General features: G+C 58.0%; 15 protein-coding genes. 5 read left to right on the top strand and 10 right to left on the bottom strand.

Annotated elements, in window-relative coordinates; all coding sequences use genetic code 11:
- Positions 1-47: 47 nt before the first annotated feature.
- The 4 genes from ACVW0C_RS01355 to ACVW0C_RS01340 form a co-directional block, all read right to left on the bottom strand.
- On the bottom strand, positions 48-305 hold the full coding sequence (locus ACVW0C_RS01355; RefSeq protein WP_457384087.1) for a DUF2949 domain-containing protein: 258 nt from the start codon (positions 303-305) through the stop codon (positions 48-50).
- A gap of 195 nt (positions 306-500) precedes the next feature.
- A complete protein-coding gene (locus ACVW0C_RS01350; protein ID WP_414390040.1) occupies positions 501-1295 on the bottom strand; it encodes a hypothetical protein in 795 nt (264 codons plus the stop codon).
- A 128-nt stretch (positions 1296-1423) separates the two neighbouring features.
- The gene (locus tag ACVW0C_RS01345; RefSeq protein WP_457384086.1) at positions 1424-2167 is read right to left on the bottom strand and encodes a low-complexity tail membrane protein; all 744 of its coding nucleotides are present in this window, start codon (positions 2165-2167) and stop codon (positions 1424-1426) included.
- A 34-nt stretch (positions 2168-2201) separates the two neighbouring features.
- Positions 2202-2426 carry an NAD(P)H dehydrogenase subunit NdhS gene (locus tag ACVW0C_RS01340; RefSeq protein ID WP_414375012.1) on the bottom strand — a complete coding sequence of 75 codons (225 nt, stop codon included), beginning with the start codon at positions 2424-2426 and terminating at the stop codon, positions 2202-2204.
- A gap of 214 nt (positions 2427-2640) precedes the next feature.
- Between ACVW0C_RS01340 and ACVW0C_RS01335 the strand changes: the two genes are divergently transcribed.
- Positions 2641-3228 carry an FHA domain-containing protein gene (locus ACVW0C_RS01335; protein WP_414330833.1) on the top strand — a complete coding sequence of 196 codons (588 nt, stop codon included), beginning with the start codon at positions 2641-2643 and terminating at the stop codon, positions 3226-3228.
- 1 nt (position 3229) lies between these two features.
- Here the strand turns inward: ACVW0C_RS01335 and ACVW0C_RS01330 are convergent, their stop codons facing one another.
- The gene (locus tag ACVW0C_RS01330; RefSeq protein WP_457384085.1) at positions 3230-4699 is read right to left on the bottom strand and encodes a cation:proton antiporter; all 1470 of its coding nucleotides are present in this window, start codon (positions 4697-4699) and stop codon (positions 3230-3232) included.
- A gap of 759 nt (positions 4700-5458) precedes the next feature.
- Positions 5459-6133, bottom strand: a complete 675-nt coding sequence (gene pth, locus ACVW0C_RS01325) for an aminoacyl-tRNA hydrolase (RefSeq protein WP_457384084.1) — start codon at positions 6131-6133, stop codon at positions 5459-5461.
- 187 nt (positions 6134-6320) lie between these two features.
- Between pth and ACVW0C_RS01320 the strand changes: the two genes are divergently transcribed.
- Both ACVW0C_RS01320 and ACVW0C_RS01315 read left to right on the top strand, forming a co-directional pair.
- The gene (locus ACVW0C_RS01320; protein WP_457384083.1) at positions 6321-7538 is read left to right on the top strand and encodes an HD domain-containing phosphohydrolase; all 1218 of its coding nucleotides are present in this window, start codon (positions 6321-6323) and stop codon (positions 7536-7538) included.
- Between the two features lie 282 nt (positions 7539-7820).
- Complete coding sequence (locus tag ACVW0C_RS01315) at positions 7821-8942, top strand: methyl-accepting chemotaxis protein (RefSeq protein ID WP_457384082.1); 1122 nt, start codon at positions 7821-7823, stop codon at positions 8940-8942.
- Between the two features lie 60 nt (positions 8943-9002).
- On the opposite strand, the gene ACVW0C_RS01310 is transcribed toward ACVW0C_RS01315, so the two are convergent.
- Positions 9003-9404: a DUF4359 domain-containing protein gene (locus tag ACVW0C_RS01310; RefSeq protein WP_457384081.1), complete on the bottom strand. Its 402-nt coding sequence runs from the start codon at positions 9402-9404 to the stop codon at positions 9003-9005.
- 245 nt (positions 9405-9649) lie between these two features.
- Between ACVW0C_RS01310 and prfB the strand changes: the two genes are divergently transcribed.
- Positions 9650-10781, top strand: a protein-coding gene (gene prfB / locus ACVW0C_RS01305) for a peptide chain release factor 2 (RefSeq protein ID WP_457384080.1) whose coding sequence is annotated in 2 segments (ribosomal slippage) — positions 9650-9721 and positions 9723-10781 — 1131 coding nt in all. Because the reading frame shifts where the segments join, the coding sequence is not laid out codon by codon here.
- Here the strand turns inward: prfB and ACVW0C_RS01300 are convergent.
- Positions 10778-11836, bottom strand: coding sequence for an o-succinylbenzoate synthase (locus ACVW0C_RS01300; protein ID WP_457384079.1), 1059 nt, complete (start codon positions 11834-11836; stop codon positions 10778-10780). The two genes, prfB and ACVW0C_RS01300, sit on opposite strands and share 4 nt — an antisense overlap.
- Positions 11837-12134: 298 nt before the next feature.
- Here ACVW0C_RS01300 and cynS point away from each other — a divergent pair, with 298 nt between their 5' ends.
- Complete coding sequence (gene cynS, locus ACVW0C_RS01295) at positions 12135-12581, top strand: cyanase (RefSeq protein ID WP_457384078.1); 447 nt, start codon at positions 12135-12137, stop codon at positions 12579-12581.
- Positions 12582-12584: 3 nt separating this feature from the next.
- On the opposite strand, the gene ACVW0C_RS01290 is transcribed toward cynS, so the two are convergent.
- Positions 12585-13874 carry a M16 family metallopeptidase gene (locus ACVW0C_RS01290; protein WP_457384077.1) on the bottom strand — a complete coding sequence of 430 codons (1290 nt, stop codon included), beginning with the start codon at positions 13872-13874 and terminating at the stop codon, positions 12585-12587.
- Between the two features lie 60 nt (positions 13875-13934).
- Complete coding sequence (locus tag ACVW0C_RS01285) at positions 13935-15239, bottom strand: M16 family metallopeptidase (protein WP_457384076.1); 1305 nt, start codon at positions 15237-15239, stop codon at positions 13935-13937.
- Positions 15240-15283 lie beyond the last annotated feature (44 nt).

The following is a 15283-nucleotide window of genomic DNA, read 5'->3' as shown; positions in this document are numbered from 1 at the left end:
GCTTCTTCTCTTCTGGCGGAAAAGCAAGTGAGGGAAGGGGGCACCTTTCATCCACCGAGGGCCCTGTCTTCGAGCAGTTCGGACTCGGCTCCGCCGGGCATTTTTTCCCAGAACTGAGCCAGGTGTTGCAGGCCCACAAAGCCCAACTGCCAGAGGATCAAGGCTAGAGGGCCGTGCTGCTGCCGCTGGATCTTCAGGGCCAAAGCCAGTTGTTTGGGCTTGAGGAGCTGCTGCTGGGCAGCAAACTGGCAGAACTGTCGATCCCATTGGCTAAGGGCCTGTAAATCCGGCAGGGTCGGTTCCATAGGTTTGGCCGGGCAGGAAACCCATCGAATTGAATATTGAATCTCGAGGCTCGGGATCCCCAGTGGAGATCCTGCGGATCCCTTGCAACAGGTTTCTTCCAGGGTACGTGAGCGCCCAGGCATCCCCAAGGCCAGTTCGGGCAGAGAGGACTGAGCTTTGTCGCAAAGCTGGCTTATAGATCCTGGCAGGACGGTCTATCCCCAGGGGTCGTCGTCGAAAGGACTATCTGACCAATAGCCACTCTGCTGGGGTGGAGGGGGCTGTTGGGGAAGGGGCGGCGTGTAAGCAGGAGGCGGTGTTGGGATGGGGGTGGGTTTTTCCAGATCCTCAAGTCGAGGCAGGTCGGCGGGCTTGGGCTCGACACCAAGGCTTCTCAGCTTGGCTTGCGTTTCTTGCACTTGCGCATTGAGCTCTTCCAGGTAGGCGCGGTAGTGGTTGGCAGCTTCCAGGTACTGCTTGGCTTTCTTTTCGTTTTCCCGGACGACCGCCTCCAGTTCTTTGGTGCGAACGGTGTAATCGGCCTCTTGATTGGTGAGGTTTTCGATGGCTTGGTTGAGTACAGCCCGCCGGCGCTCCAGTTGGGCTACGATTTCCGACAACTGTCGTTCTCGCTCGCTAAGGCTGCGTTCCCGGTTTTGAGTTTGTTCCAGTTGAAAGCTGGCCTGGCTGAGCTGCTCTCGCAAATACATCACCTGGGGCTCTGTCTCGTTGCGTTCCTGTTGCAACTCAAAGACCCGCGCTTCCAAGTGATCTTTTTCCTGCTGCAACACTTCCCGCTCGTTCAAAAGACGGGTGTAGAGCTGGTTGAGAAAGTCCACCTCCATCACCACTTGGCTAAGCTGAGTGGCGTATTCCCCAACCAAAGCCAACTCCCGAGCGAGGTTTTGGGTTTCACTGGTGGCTTGATCGGTGAAAAACTGGGGAAGTTGGGTGGTTTCTCTGAGGCGTTGGGTAAATTGCTTGAAGCGGAAAGAAAAGTTGCTCGCCATTGCCGGTGCGGTAGCCTCGAAGATCAGGGGAATGCCGATGGTTGGATTTCACAGGGCTTGGATTGCTTCCAATCTACTTGGATTGCTTCCAATCTAACATTGAGCTACAGCTTTTGCGGAAGCTTGCCTTAGGTGGGATCGGGGGGAGTTTCAGGGGCCGGCATGGCAACTTCCCCAGAGGGATCCCGCTTCTCGGATTCCGGCTGGGGGTTTTCTGCCGCTCTGTTTTTAACCTTGTCTTTTTGGTCTTTCGAGGTGCCTTCTGAATCCTGGCCGGAGATGCGGCGCAACAGCCGTTGCAGGAGTGGGCTGCGGCGATCGCCGATGACGGAGAAGCGGCTTTCGATCTCTTCGACGGGGACGGGATCCATTTGGGCCAGCTCCGGCTCGCTGAGGAGGAGTACCCGTATCGTTGCAATGGGGATCTGCAAGAATAGGTTGGATCCCCAAAACCCGAAGGCGGCTATGGCCAGGCCGGCCAGGCGGGTGCCGTTGCCAGGGGTGAGCGGGGCAAAGAGGGGGGCAAAGTCGTAGAGGCGCTCACCGACTTCCAGCATCAGGATTGCCGCCAACAGCGTCAAGATCTTGTGTTCGGGGCTGAGGAAGGCGGCCAAGATGCGGCGCTGGTCGGGGGTAAGTTCTTCTGGGGGGACAGAGGCCACCCACACGCTAAAGATGTCAAACGGTTTGCGCCACTGCATAGCAAAGACCGGCCCAATGCCCACCACGGCCACCCAAGCCTGCTCTGCCCCCACCGGCAGGAGGGGATCCCCTGTGGCCAGCCCGATCAGGGTCAGCCCCACCCACAAGGGGAAGAGGAGGATGCCGGCGGCATGGATCCAGAGGAAAGGTTCCTGCCAATGGCTGCGCATGGGGAAGTTCCAAGAGGGACAGGGAAGAGCAGGGCTAGGGGCGAGATTTGTCCACCACTTCCAATTCTGTGAGGCGGAAGGTGACCAATTTATCCCAGTTGCCGCCTTCAAAGAGGACAGCGGCATGGTCGTCGGTAACCCGCTGTACCTGGCCCTCAAAGCAGTAGTAGGTGTCGTTGGGGTTGATGACCCGCACGGCAACGCCGGGGTAGATCGGGGGAAGGGCTTCGAGGAGGGTTGGGGTTGGAGTCGTGTTCACGTTTCAGCTATCCTCTTTTTTTGCAGAAGCTCTGCCTTACTATTATGGGGGAAAGCCCCTCTCTTGCCGAGTCTCCCCTTCGTTGAGCTTCTTCCCACAGCGGTTCGCCGAGGGTTGGGCAATGGCTGAGGTGTGGCTGCCAGCCCGCTAACGGGAAAGGAGCCTGTACTGCAACTTCGACGGTCAACCCAGCTCCCCCTCAAGGCCCCAGACCATGGCTACCGGCGCACAGTCTTCCCCCTCCCAAATCTGGCATGTGTTGGTGATCGATGATGAACAAGGACGGCGGGCTGTGGCCCTCAGTGCTGCCACCTATTCGATTGGCAGGGATCCCAGCAATGCAATTGTCATCGATTCGGCGGCGGTTTCCCGGCAACACGCGCTGCTGCTGCGGCTACCCCAAAAAGATGGCCAGTATACCTACCGGCTGCTGGACGGCAATATCGAGGGCAAGCGCAGCACCAACGGCGTCTCAGTGAATGGGCAGAGATGTTTGAGCTGGGATCTCAAGGATGGGGATCAGATCCTGTTGGGGAATCAGGTGCGGATGCAGTACTGCATTCGCCAGTTGTCAGACGAAGATTTTCAGCGGTATCTCCAGTCTGTAAGCTTTCGCAGCGTGAAGGCGGAGGTGGTGGATCGGCGCTCCACAACCATGCAGCGGTTTGATCCGCCCTCGATGCAGGCAATTTTGCCCCAAGAGGAGACGACGGAGAGAATTGACGTGAAGCCTCAACGCCGCAATCCGCTGCGGCTGCTGTTCCAGACCCTCTGGGGGCGTTTGAGGGGAAAGCTGAGATAATTTAGCCCTCAGGAATGCCCACCCGTTCTGAGTCTGGGAGCGCTGATGCAGTCTCGTCGGCGCCGCCTTTGCGCTCTTGCTCTGACGCTTCTGCCTGCAAGTCCAGGAGGGAGGGGGAGGAGTTGGCTTCCCCAATCAACACTCCCCGCAGCCAGAGGGGAGCGACAAAGGTGGTGGCAATCACCATGACGATAATGCTGACATCGAGGGCATCGGAGAGAACCCCACTGGCGGCCCCCACACCGGCAAACACCAGGCCCACCTCACCCCGGGGAATCATGCCCACTCCGATGGCGTAGCGGTTGATGCCCGGCTTGCCAAAGGCCCCCAAGCCCGCTGCTAGCTTGCCCACAATGGCAACTCCGATCAAGAAGACGGCAATGATCAGCCCCTCTCGGTTGACGGGGAGGGTGGGGTTGAGTACGGCAAGGTTGGTTTTGGCCCCAACGCAGACGAAGAAGATGGGCACCAGTAGGTCGGAAATGGGCTTGATCTGTTCTTCCAGCTCTTGCCGTTTCTCGGTTTCGGCCAAGATCAGGCCAGCGGCAAAGGCGCCCAAAATCGCTTCTAGATGAATGATTTGCCCCACATAAGCCAGCAGAAAGGCCAGCACGAGGGCGGGCAGAAGGGGGTTACCTCGGGTCTTCAGGCTGTTGAGAAGGGCCACAAAGTAGGGGCTGAGAAGGCGCCCCAAAACAATGGAGCCGACCAAGAAGAGGATGGCACTGAGGATGATGATGCCGATATCGGAAAGGTTGACTTCTCCGTTTTTGGCCAAGCCCGCCACCACGGCCAAGATGATGATGCCCAACACGTCATCCAAGACGGCGGCGCCGATGATCACCTGTCCTTCTGGGGAGGTGAGTTTTTGCAGCTCGGCCAAGACGCGGGCGGTGATGCCGATGCTGGTTGCTGTGAGGGCAGCGCCGGCAAATACGGCGGGGATAACGGGCACATGAAACAGGTAGAGTAGGCCCAGTGTTCCGGCCAGGAAGGGCACAGCAACGCCGATGATGGCTACGGCTGCGGCTTGAGGGCCGACCCGCAACAGCTCGGCCAGATCCGACTCGAGGCCGATTTCAAACAAGAGGATGATCACCCCGATCTCGGAGAGGATGTCGATGATCTGGCTTTGGGAGGAGAACACCTGTACCAGGGATCCCTCGTCGAGTCCGGCAGTGGCTTGCAGAAATTGCATCAGTGCTGAGGATTGGGCCAAGGCGTGCAGCTCTTGGCCGGAAACTTGTCCTTCCGGGAAGACAAGCAACCCCAGAGCGGAGGTTCCCACCGTAACGCCCCCCAGCAATTCTCCCAGCACCGGCGGAAAGCCGAGGCGAACGGCGATTTCTCCGGCAATACGGCTGGCCAGATAGATGACCACCAGAGCCATCAGCACCGCCGCCAAGATCAGGGGTAAAAGATTGGCAGCCCCTTCCGGTTCAAGGGGGGCAGCGGCTTCGACGGCAAGCAATACGGGATCCCAGCAATTCAACAGCAAGATCTCAACCTCAGGCGGACTACATCTATTATTTATTGTCTTGGGTTGGCACAAGCAGAGCGGCTCTGGTCAGGCAATCACTCTGTCAGAAGACTGTTACAAAGGCTAACCCTCATGGCGATCTGCTTGCAATGCCTGCATCGGCACTTTATGAGGACTCCGTCCCGCTGATGCCAACAGAATGGTTTCCGATGAAGTTGCTCTGGTTGGCAATGGCTACATTGATGGCGGTGCGGGTTCTCAGCTTGGGATCCGAGGTGCCATGCACTCTGTCTCGATCTACCGCGAGGATTAACGGTGATATCTCCTCTTACGCACGCTGAGTGAACGCTGGCTGCCCATCCTCTTGACGGGGATCCTACTGCTGCTGGTTTGGGATCCCTTGGCGATTTGGGTGAACAGCCCGGCGGCGCAACGCCTCTTGGAGCAGGGCACTGCAGACTGCAGCACGGTTGGGTGCTCGGCAACTGCGCAACCCGATTATGCCTTCTTTGGGGCAGTTGGCGAAGGATCGGCGGGGCAAGACGGGGCTTTGGATCTGATTAGGGGCTTTGTTCCGCTTTCGCTATTGGAGTTTCGTGGGCTGCTCTGGCTCCATCGGTGGATAGTCCAGATAATTGATACTTATCTGGAGTATTGTCTCCACAGACGTTTCCATGAGCAGGACGAAGCCCTTACCACTTCCTCTCCTGGAAAACCCCTCAGAACCGGCAATCCAGGACAAGCTGCTCCTCAGGAGGAAGCCTCGCCTTGGCCCGGTGCAGGGTTGGATCCATCCAAATCGGACGATGGCCCAGACAGATCCAGAGGATTAAAGCGGTTCATGGCTGTCCTCAGTCCCTCTTGCAAGCAGCACTCCACGGCCTCTACCGCCGTATTCAACACCCGCTCCAGCACCTCTTGTTCTGCAGGCGCAAATCCCCCCAACACATGCCCGACCACATCTTGGCTGCCCTTGGGTTTGCCCACCCCCAAACGCAGCCGCGGAAACCCTTCGCTCCCCAAGTGCTGAATGATGGACTTCATGCCGTTGTGCCCACCGGCAGAACCGGATCCCCGCAGGCGCAGACGACCCAGCGGCAGATCCATATCGTCGTACACCACCAGCACAGAGGCGAGATCTAACTTGTACCAATCCAGCACCGCCCGCACCGATTGGCCGGAACGGTTCATGTAGGTTTCCGGCTTGAGCAAGCGCCGCTTCCCCCCCAGAGCCAAACCTTCTCCGTAGCTACCTTGGAATCGCTTCTCCAAAACCAACGGGATCCCCCAGCGCTGCGCCAGCCGATCCACCACCATAAAGCCGCAATTGTGGCGGGTATTGGCGTATTGAGGGCCGGGATTGCCCAGGCCCACAACGAGCTGCAGGGAAATCTCATCGGTTCCCTTGGGCTTGACCTGGGTCACAACGTTTCTCGCCTCCTCGAGCTAAAGTAAGGCATCGCTGCTTGGAGTGGTGTTGGCGTGTTTTCGGGCTGCTGATCGCCCCGGAGGTTCGGATACCCAGCCGGCGGCAGGAGAACTCTTGGGGGCGAATGACTCCGCCATTGTTTATTGTGAACGCTTAATGTGAACGCTTCTGACCAACCCTGCTATGAGCCTGCCCACCCCCTTCGGTCTTCACCCCAGCACAACCGAATTCGATGCCTCGGATGCCCTGCGCCTCAGCCAGCGTCTGATTCAAGTGGGGATCGCCCTCTCCTCAGAAACGGATCTGCAGCGGCTGCTGGAGTTGATTGTTGCTCAAGCCCGAGAACTGACCCACTGTGATGGGGCCAGCCTTTTTGTCCGAGAGGGGGAGGAACTGCGCTTTTTCGTGGTCAACCGCCATGAGGAGCTGCGGGATCTGCGCCTGCCCCTCAGCCCTTCCAGCATTGTGGGCTATGTGGTGCTCACCGGGGAGAGCCTGAATCTGCCAGATGTCTACCGCCTGCCCGCCGACCGGCCCTATGCCTTTAACCCACAGGTGGATCGGCAGACCGGCTATCGCACCCGCTCCTTGCTCACTGTGCCCATGCGGGATCCCTCAGGAAAGATCCTCGGCGCCCTACAACTGTTGAACCGCCTAAAGCCGGATCACCCCACCCCCCTAGCTCCTGACCAGGTGGCTGAGTGGAGCCAACCTTTTTCTGAGCTGGAAGTTAGCGTGGCAGAAGCCTTGGCCTCCCAGGCGGCGGTTGCCTATCAAAACGTCCAATTGCGGGAAGAGCTCAAATCTGCCCACTTCGAGACCATCTTCTGTCTGTCTGTGGCCGCAGAATACCGGGATCAAGATACCTCTTTTCACCTGAAGCGGATGAGCAACTACTCTCGCATCATCGCCAAGCACTTGGGCCTATCCAGCCATGAGCAAGAGCTGATCTTCTACGCCAGTCCTATGCACGATGTGGGCAAAATCGGGATCCCGGATGCCATCTTGCAAAAGCCGGGGCGTCTGACCCCAGAAGAGCGGCAGATCATGAACCGCCACCCTGAGATTGGCTACGAAATTCTCAGCAAGTCCGACTCCGAGCTGATGCAAAAGAGCGCCATCATCGCTCTGACCCACCACGAGAAGTTCGACGGCAGTGGGTATCCGCGCGGCCTCAAAGGAGAAGGGATCCCTCTAGAGGGACGGATTGTGGCCTTGGCCGATGTCTTCGACGCCTTGGCCAGCCGTCGCCCCTACAAAGAAGCCTGGGCTTTGAATGAGGTCTTTCAGTTTGTAGAAGACAACAGCGGCAGCCATTTCGATCCGCAAGTGGTGGCCGCCTTTAACCGAGGACGCAGCGAAATTCTGGAAATCTACCACCGCTATCCAGAAACCCGCTAAATCCAGCTCCAGATCAATCAGGGATCCAAGATACCAACCCAGAACATTCAGCTCCAAAGGGATTCATCCCCGCAAACTGCAAAGAAGGGATCCCAGGCCATCCTTCCCGCACAATTCTGCAAAATCCTATGGGCAGGAGATGGGATCCCAGGGCAAACTGAAGGTGGTCGATTTTCTGCAGGAATCACCCCATCAAAGGCCGATTTAGGGCCGACTTTTTGTGTTGCTCTACACATTAGCATCCAACCCATCTGTACCCAACGTGTGCCGAGGATCCCTGTGATGGCTACCCTGACAAATCGACCCACTCCTACCCTATCGATCAACACCAAGCTGCGCGATTTGGCCTTGGTGGAGTTTCAGGTGAGCGAGTCCACCCCTTGTGAGAACGTGGTGCGCCGCCTAGAAGATGACAGCAGCCTTTCAGGAGTCATCGTGCTGGACGAGCGGTCACAGGTGCGGGGAATGTTGACCCGCCGCGCCATTCTGGAGTGGATGCTTAGCAAGCCCTACGGCCTGGATGTGTTTTTGAAGCGGCCCATCAGCTCCATGGTAGAGTTCCATAGCCGGGATTTTCTCTTGCTCCCCGGCGACTGCGATGTCATCCAAGCAGCCGACCGAGCTTTCCAACGGCCCGAAGAGACCGTCTATGACCCCGTGGTGGTTCAACTGGGATCCCAGGACTACCGCCTTCTCGATGTGCCGGTGTTGTTGGTGGCCCAGGCCCAGGTGCATCTGGCCACCCAGCGCAAGCTACAGGAGCAGCAGGAAGAGATGAAAAGGATCTTGGCAGAGCTGGAGCAGGAAAAAAACCGCAGCCTCCAGTATGCCCGGGATCTGGAGCGACAAAAAGCCGAGATCCTCAACCAAAACCTGGCCTTAGACATGGAACGTCGCCGGGCCCAACAGCGCTCCGAGGAGTTGGCTCGCCTTAACGCCCGCATCATTGAAATCAGTTCTGTGCTCTCTGAGAGAGGCAAATCCACCTTTGCCGCTACCTTTGAAGGCGTGGAAGCCGTACGCGGCCTAGTTCAGGAAATTGCCGACAACAGCCAGGAGTTGTCGCGGGAGCTCAAGGAGATCAACACCATCGTGGATTTGATCGTGGAGGTGGCAGGATACATTCGCCTGCTCTCCTTTAACGCGGCTGTAGAGGCCAACCGCAGCGGTGGTGCCGGTGGCTTTGGAGCCATTGCCCAGGAGATCCGCAAATTGGCCGGGCGAACCACTGAAGCCAGCAACCGCATTCGCGGCCTAGCAGAGCGTATCCAGCGCCAGAGCCAATCCACACTGCAATCGGCCCAGAGCAGCGCTGAGGTGGTGCAATCCCTTTACCAGCAGGCCCAGTCGGCCCAGTTGGCCCTGGAAGAGCTGCAAACCCTGTTGGAACAGGCCCAGATCTAGCCTCCCTTTTGGGTTTGAGATTCTTTTGGATCTGTCTGATCCCTAAGGTTGCCATGGTGGCTAGGGGTCAACTTTCCCCTCTCGAGTCTCATAAGTATAAAATTGCCCAGCCACGGCAAGGGTTTCAAAGTGGTAGGTGGGCAAGGAGATCCCCAGCGGGCCAAAGTTGAGCAACGACAAATCGGTGGTGTAGAGGCTGAAAAGGATAAAATTCTGCCGGCGGGTTTGGCGCATGAACAGAGCTTCTAGTTCGGGCTGGAGCTCTCGGACAAGGGCATGACATTCCTCAATCAAAGTGACCAAGAAAGACGGGATCTGAGCGCAGTATTCTCGCGTAGCGTAGGCAGCCAGTTGTTGCCCTGCATGGGTTCTGTACTCTTCTAAGGTGGGATTGGTGATGGCCAAAGCAGCCACTCCTCCCGCCAAAACCAGCCCGGAAAGCAAGGAAAAGACCTTCAGCATCGCAGCCTCCGAAACCGAATTCTTTATTCTGCTATAGGCTTGAGCCACCTCAACAGGGATCTTTCGGCAGAAGCCAAAGGACTCCGTCCTGCCTCTGGCGGGGTTGTTGCTATGGACAAGGGATCGCAATGCTGTTGCAATGGGAACGGCCAGGAACTGCCCCACAGAAGGGCTCCATCTCTTGGTTGAGTTGCCGGCCCACAGGTTAGGATGGGATCCGACGCGCAAACAGTTTGCTGCTCTCTATGGAACTTGCCGATCTAAGACGCACCCTAGAATCGCTCACCTTGCGCCTGAGCAACGCTCAGGACTATCTTTGACCTGCCCCACTTGGAGCAACAGATTGCCATCCTAGAGCAAGAAGCCTCGCAGCCGCAGTTTTGGAATGATGTAGAGGCAGCCCGCCGCCACCTGCAAAAGCTCAACAGCCTCAAGGCCTCCTGGGATCAGGTGCACCGCTGGAAGGATCGCCTAGAAGATGCCGTCAGCGCCCTCGAGCTGCTCCAAGAAGAGCCCGATCCGGAACTCTTAGCCGAGACAGCGGGATCCCTGGCAGTGGTGGAGCGGGAGTTGAGCCAGTGGGAGCTACAGCAACTGCTCTCCGGCCCCTACGACAAAAACGGTGCCATCCTCACCATCACCGCCGGCGCAGGGGGAACCGACGCCCAGGACTGGGCGGAAATGCTCCTGAAAATGTACACCCGCTGGGCCGAAAACCAGGGCTACAAGGTCAGCCTCTCGGAATACTCCGAAGGTGCCGAAGCCGGCATCAAGTCCGCCACCCTGCTGATCGAAGGCCCCTACGCCTATGGTTATCTCTCTGCCGAGAAGGGCAACCACCGGATGGAGCGCATCAGCCCCTTCAACGCCAACGGCAAACGGCAAACCAGCTTCGCCGGCGTAGAGGTGATGCCGATCCTGGAAGAGGAAAGCGAGTATGAGCTGAAGATGGAAGATCTGGAGTTCGAGACCTCCCGCTCGGGTGGAGCAGGTGGCCAAAACGTGAACAAAGTGGAAACAGCAGTGCGGGTGATCCACAAGCCCACCGGCATTGCCGTGCGCTGTACCGAAGAGCGCTCCCAACTGCAAAACAAAGAGCGGGCCATCCAGATCTTGAAGGCCAAGCTGATCGAGATGGAAGAAGAAAAACGCAGACAAAAGCTGGCCGAGATTCGCGGCGAGATGGTGACTCAGGGCTTTGGGGGGCGTATTCGCACCTACACCTTCGATCCCTACAAGCTGATCAAAGATCACCGCACCAACGCCGAAACCTACAATGTCGAGGCCTTTATGAACGGCGAGCCGGAGGAGCTGATGCATTTTATCCAGGCCTATCTGCGGCAGGAATACGCCAAACAACAGGCCGCCGCAGTCTAGGGCCGGCTGTAGCGCTCCCACACCGCCTGCATGAGGGCAGCCCGCTCCTGGGCTGAGAGCTGGGTCAAGGTCAGGGGATCCCCTTCCTGGAAAAACTCCCCTACCCCCCATCCCACGGCCCGGGGAGAGGCGGTTTTGGCTTGCAGGGATCCCGCCCAGGCCAGTCCATGCCAGGCGCCGATGGGAGTCTCCAGCGCCGAAGAAAAGACCAGATCCAGGCCGGGATGGCGGCTGAGATACTCTCGCAGCGCAATGCAGGAGCCCACCAGAGACGGCTTCACCACCAGGATCCCTTTCCATCCTGACCGATGGATCGCTTGCAACTGCTCCAGGCAGGCCACCGATTCATCCAAAGCAACGGGGGTTTGGTACTGGCGGCTGAGCTCCACCAAATGGGCGTGCTGATCCGGCGGCAGAGGCTGCTCCAAAAACTCAATCTTGACCGGCGAGGCCTGGTTGAGCCGATCACAAACCATCAGCCACCGGTGGGCCTCCGCAAGCGTTAACCCCCCATTGGCATCCAAACGCAGACGGGATCCTGGTGGCAACCGCTCCAGCCATTGCTCCAGCTTCTCCAACTCCTGCTGCATGGGATCCCTCCCCACCTTGAGCTTGTACACCGACCGCGTGAGTGGGACGGAGTCCTTGTAGGAGTCCTTGTAAGATTCCGGCGGCAGGGTCTCCCCCAAAAGTTCACAGAAAGAGAGTAGAGAGAGATCCTTGTTCAACCAATCGGGATCCCGACAGGCCAGCCAAGCGCCTTCCAACCCAAACCGGCAGGCCGGCAGTGCTTCTGGGATCCCCAAAATATGCGCCTCCGACAAAAGAGGGGGCAGCTGCCGACAAAACTCCAGAGCCTGCTCCAGGGTTTCGCTGCCAAACCAAGGGATGGGAGCAATTTCCCCATATCCCTGACAGCCTGTCTCCCGATCTGTAAGCCGGATCAGGATCCCTTCGCGCACGGACCACAGTCCGTGGTGGGTACGCAGGGGCCGCCGAAGGGGGCGCCGATACAGGCAGAACGCAAAGCCTAGCACCTTTTTCTCCGCTTCCAAGGATCCTCAGAGTGAGGAGCTACAAGTAGAGCATCTCAAAGATTAGAGAAATGTTGCAAGCGAGATAGCGGGACTGATGTTCTTGCTGTAGCTGAAACTACAGAATTGAGTTGAAGACATAGCGTATCTTCCTGCCCTAAGAAGTGCTTCCTTACGTATGATTAAGGAAAAAAGCAGCAGATTCTGAATAGAGCATCACTTTTCCCAATAAACCTGTGCCACTGAGGAATCGCGGGTTCGGGTTTGGGTGGTAAATCCAGATTGAGTTGCCTGCACAGCTAAAACTTAGGAGTCGATGATGAGTACAGCCATTCCCGAAATCACCAAAAAGCTTTTGGAAGCCAAAGCTGAAAGGGGATTAACTTTTGCTGACTTGGAAGAGAAAATAGGCCGGGATGAGGTGTGGATTGCAGCGGTCTTCTATCGTCAGGCCAGTGCTTCCGCAGAAGAAGCAAACAAAATTGCCGAAATCTTAGGCTTGGACGCCGCTGTCGCTAAACAATTGACCGAATGCCCACTGAAAGGCTTAGGGCCAGTGGTGCCGACGGATCCCTTAATTTACCGCTTTTACGAGATTGTTCAAGTTTACGGCATGCCAATCAAAGCCGTGATTCATGAAAAGTTTGGCGATGGAATCATGAGCGCTATTGACTTCACCCTAGACATAGAAAAGGAAGAGGATCCTAAAGGAGATCGTGTTAAGGTGATTATGTCTGGTAAGTTCCTGCCCTATAAAAAGTGGTAGCAGTTAAAACATCGGCTCTGCTTCTGCCAAGGCGGCTTCCGGCCCCACCAGAGCAATGGCCGGGGGGGTCAGGTAGGTCTTTGCGGCTTGGTGGAGCTGCTCTGGGGTGAGTTGCCTGACCCTCTGCAAATACTGCCGGTCAAACTCCATGCCCAAGCCCAAAATCTCGTACCAGCCCGCCAGTTGAGCCACCTGGGCATTGGTTTGTTTGCTGAGGGCATACTGGCCCAGAAGTTTGCGCTGCGCCATTTCCACCTCTGCCGGATCGAGGGGATTGGCCTGCAGACGGTGGATTTCTGCTTGTAGGCGTTCCAGAGCCACCTGGGTGTTCTCTGCTGCAGTGCCCATGTAAACCCCAAAAGGGGCGGGATCCCGGCGGGTGGCAAAAAAAGCCGAGACCTCATAGGCCAGGCCACAGCGCTCCCGCAGTTCCACGAACAGACGGCTGGATAGACCGCTGCCCAAGTAGGTGGCCAACAGTTTCAGGGCCGGATAATCCGCAGAAGCAGCAGGGGATCCGCGAAACCCAATCAAGATTGTTGTCTGCTGAGTGGGCTGGGGCAACCTCAGCGGTTGGGGATCCCTCAGAGGGGGCAGGGGAACATCCCGATCCTCTGGAGAGGGGCCGGGAACAACCCAGTCCCCCAAAGCCGCTTCCACCTGGGCAGCCATTTGCTCCGGCGGCTCTGGGCCGATCACCACCATCACCATTCCATTTGGACGACAGTAGGCCGCGTGATAGGCCACCAAATCCTCGCGGGTCAGGGATCCCACCGTCTCCAGCCGTCCCAACCCCGGCAGGGCGTAGGGATGATCCCCATAGAGGGCTTGTTGCACCTGATCGAAAGCTAGGCTGAAAGGCCGTTCCTGCTGGGCGCGAATGGCCTGCAGCATCAACCCCTGCTCTCGCGCCACCTCCTCTTCAGGAAAACTGGGATCCCGCAGCGTCTCCGCAAGCAAATCCAGCAACTCCGGGAAATCGGCAGCCACACAGCGCAGGCTCACCTCGAAATAGTCGGCAGAACTGTCCACCGATAGCGAGGCTCCCAGCGATTCCACCGCAGCAGCAATGGCCTGGGAGTTGCGCCGATGCGTACCTTTGGTGAGGACAGCCGCCATCAAGTGGCTCACCCCCGCCTGTTGCGGCCGCTCTGCCCGGCTACCACCGCGGAAAAAACAGTGGGCAGCTAAGATCTCCACCGTTGGGTTCTGGCCCAGCAACAGCGTGATGCCATTGGCCAAAAGGACGCGCTGTAAACGGCCACGTTGGGTGGCAAGCAGAGCAGAGTTCATGCAGGCAAGGGATCCCGTCCAAAATCCGAAAGTCAAGAGTCCAGAGCGTCGAGGCAGCGCTCACCGACAGGCCAGTTGCAGCTCCGAAGCCGCCGCTGTATCCAGGGCAGTCGGCTTGAGAACGGTGACTACATAAGCCTCCGGAGACAAGTACTGCTGGGCCAACTCCCGGATCTGAGCCGGAGTAAAGGATTGCACCAGCTCCAGGTACTCTTGAATGCGTTGCACCCCGCCCAACGTCTCGTAGTAGCCATAGATGCCCGCCAATTGGCTGGGGGACTCGGCGGAGAACAGAAACTCATGGATGAGCATACGCCGGGTGCGATCCAACTCCGCTTGGCCAATGCCATCCTGCTGCAGCTTTTCAATCTCGTGCAGGATCGTCGCCTCCACCCGCGCCACATCCTTCGGCTCCAGCTGAGCGCCGATACAAAACAGTCCCCCCTCCTTCAGCACCAGCGAAGAACAGCCAATGGCCCTCACCCAGCCCCGCTGTTCCCGCAGCAGATGCACCAGCCGCGAAGTACGGCCATCTCCCAGCAGAGAAGCCAACATCTCCAGGCCACAGGCTTGCTGCCAATCGTCAATGCCAACGGTAGGCCAGGCCAATTTCAGACGGGCTTGCTCCAAGCGGGCATGGTCGCTCTCCCGGCGCAGGATCCCTTGGGGACGAGGCTGGGGCGTGATGGGGGGGCTGGCCGGTGCTGGCCCAGCAGCAGAGCTGCCAAACTGCTCCTCCACCAAGGCCAACGCCCGCTCGGGATCGATGCCACCCGTCACCACCACCGTCATGGATTCAGGGCGATACCAAGCGCGGTGGTAAGCGCGCATCACCTCAGGGGTCAGTTGCATCAAGCTTTCCGGTGTGCCCAACACCGGTCGTCCATAGGGATGCTCCCCATAGGCGGTCTGCATCAAAAGCTGATAGGCCGTGTAATCAGGGTTGTCGGCGGCGCGGCGAATTTCCTCCAGAACCACCTGCCGCTCCCGCTCAAACTCCAGATCTGGGATCCCGGCCCGCAAAACCACCTCTGCCAAGTAGGGCAAGGTATCCGCTAGGTCAGCAGCAGCCACCGTAATGTAGTAATGGGTGTAGTCTTGGCCGGTGGCAGCATTGGTAACTCCGCCCCGTCCTTCCACGGCCCAATCCAGCTCACCAGGGGCCAGCCGCTCGCTGCCCTTAAACACCATGTGTTCCAAAAAATGGGATAGGCCCAGCCACTCCGGCGGCTCATGGCGTCCACCTGTCCGTACCCAGACGTCAACGGTTACAGAATCGGCAATTGGGATGGGATGAACGATAACGCCTAACCCGTTGCTCAGTCGGTGGGTGTAGGCGGGCAAAAGACGAGGAGAGCGGTTCAAAATTCTTAACTGATGGAGAACAGTCTTACATTGTAGATGGAGAG

The organism is Thermostichus sp. OS-CIW-26 (genome assembly GCF_054058395.1).
Note: the sequence above shows the minus strand (reverse complement) of the source record. Positions and strands in the feature narration are given on the sequence as shown.

What these genes read in the sequence shown, in the direction of transcription:
- ACVW0C_RS01355 (WP_457384087.1), bottom strand. Translation starts at nt 305, where the DNA reads ATGGAACCGACCCTGCCGGATTTACAGGCCCTTAGCCAATGGGATCGA.
- ACVW0C_RS01350 (WP_414390040.1), bottom strand. Translation starts at nt 1,295, where the DNA reads ATGGCGAGCAACTTTTCTTTCCGCTTCAAGCAATTTACCCAACGCCTC.
- ACVW0C_RS01345 (WP_457384086.1), bottom strand. Translation starts at nt 2,167, where the DNA reads ATGCGCAGCCATTGGCAGGAACCTTTCCTCTGGATCCATGCCGCCGGC.
- ACVW0C_RS01335 (WP_414330833.1), top strand. Translation starts at nt 2,641, where the DNA reads ATGGCTACCGGCGCACAGTCTTCCCCCTCCCAAATCTGGCATGTGTTG.
- ACVW0C_RS01320 (WP_457384083.1), top strand. Translation starts at nt 6,321, where the DNA reads ATGAGCCTGCCCACCCCCTTCGGTCTTCACCCCAGCACAACCGAATTC.
- ACVW0C_RS01315 (WP_457384082.1), top strand. Translation starts at nt 7,821, where the DNA reads ATGGCTACCCTGACAAATCGACCCACTCCTACCCTATCGATCAACACC.
- ACVW0C_RS01310 (WP_457384081.1), bottom strand. Translation starts at nt 9,404, where the DNA reads ATGCTGAAGGTCTTTTCCTTGCTTTCCGGGCTGGTTTTGGCGGGAGGA.
- cynS (WP_457384078.1), top strand. Translation starts at nt 12,135, where the DNA reads ATGAGTACAGCCATTCCCGAAATCACCAAAAAGCTTTTGGAAGCCAAA.
- ACVW0C_RS01290 (WP_457384077.1), bottom strand. Translation starts at nt 13,874, where the DNA reads ATGAACTCTGCTCTGCTTGCCACCCAACGTGGCCGTTTACAGCGCGTC.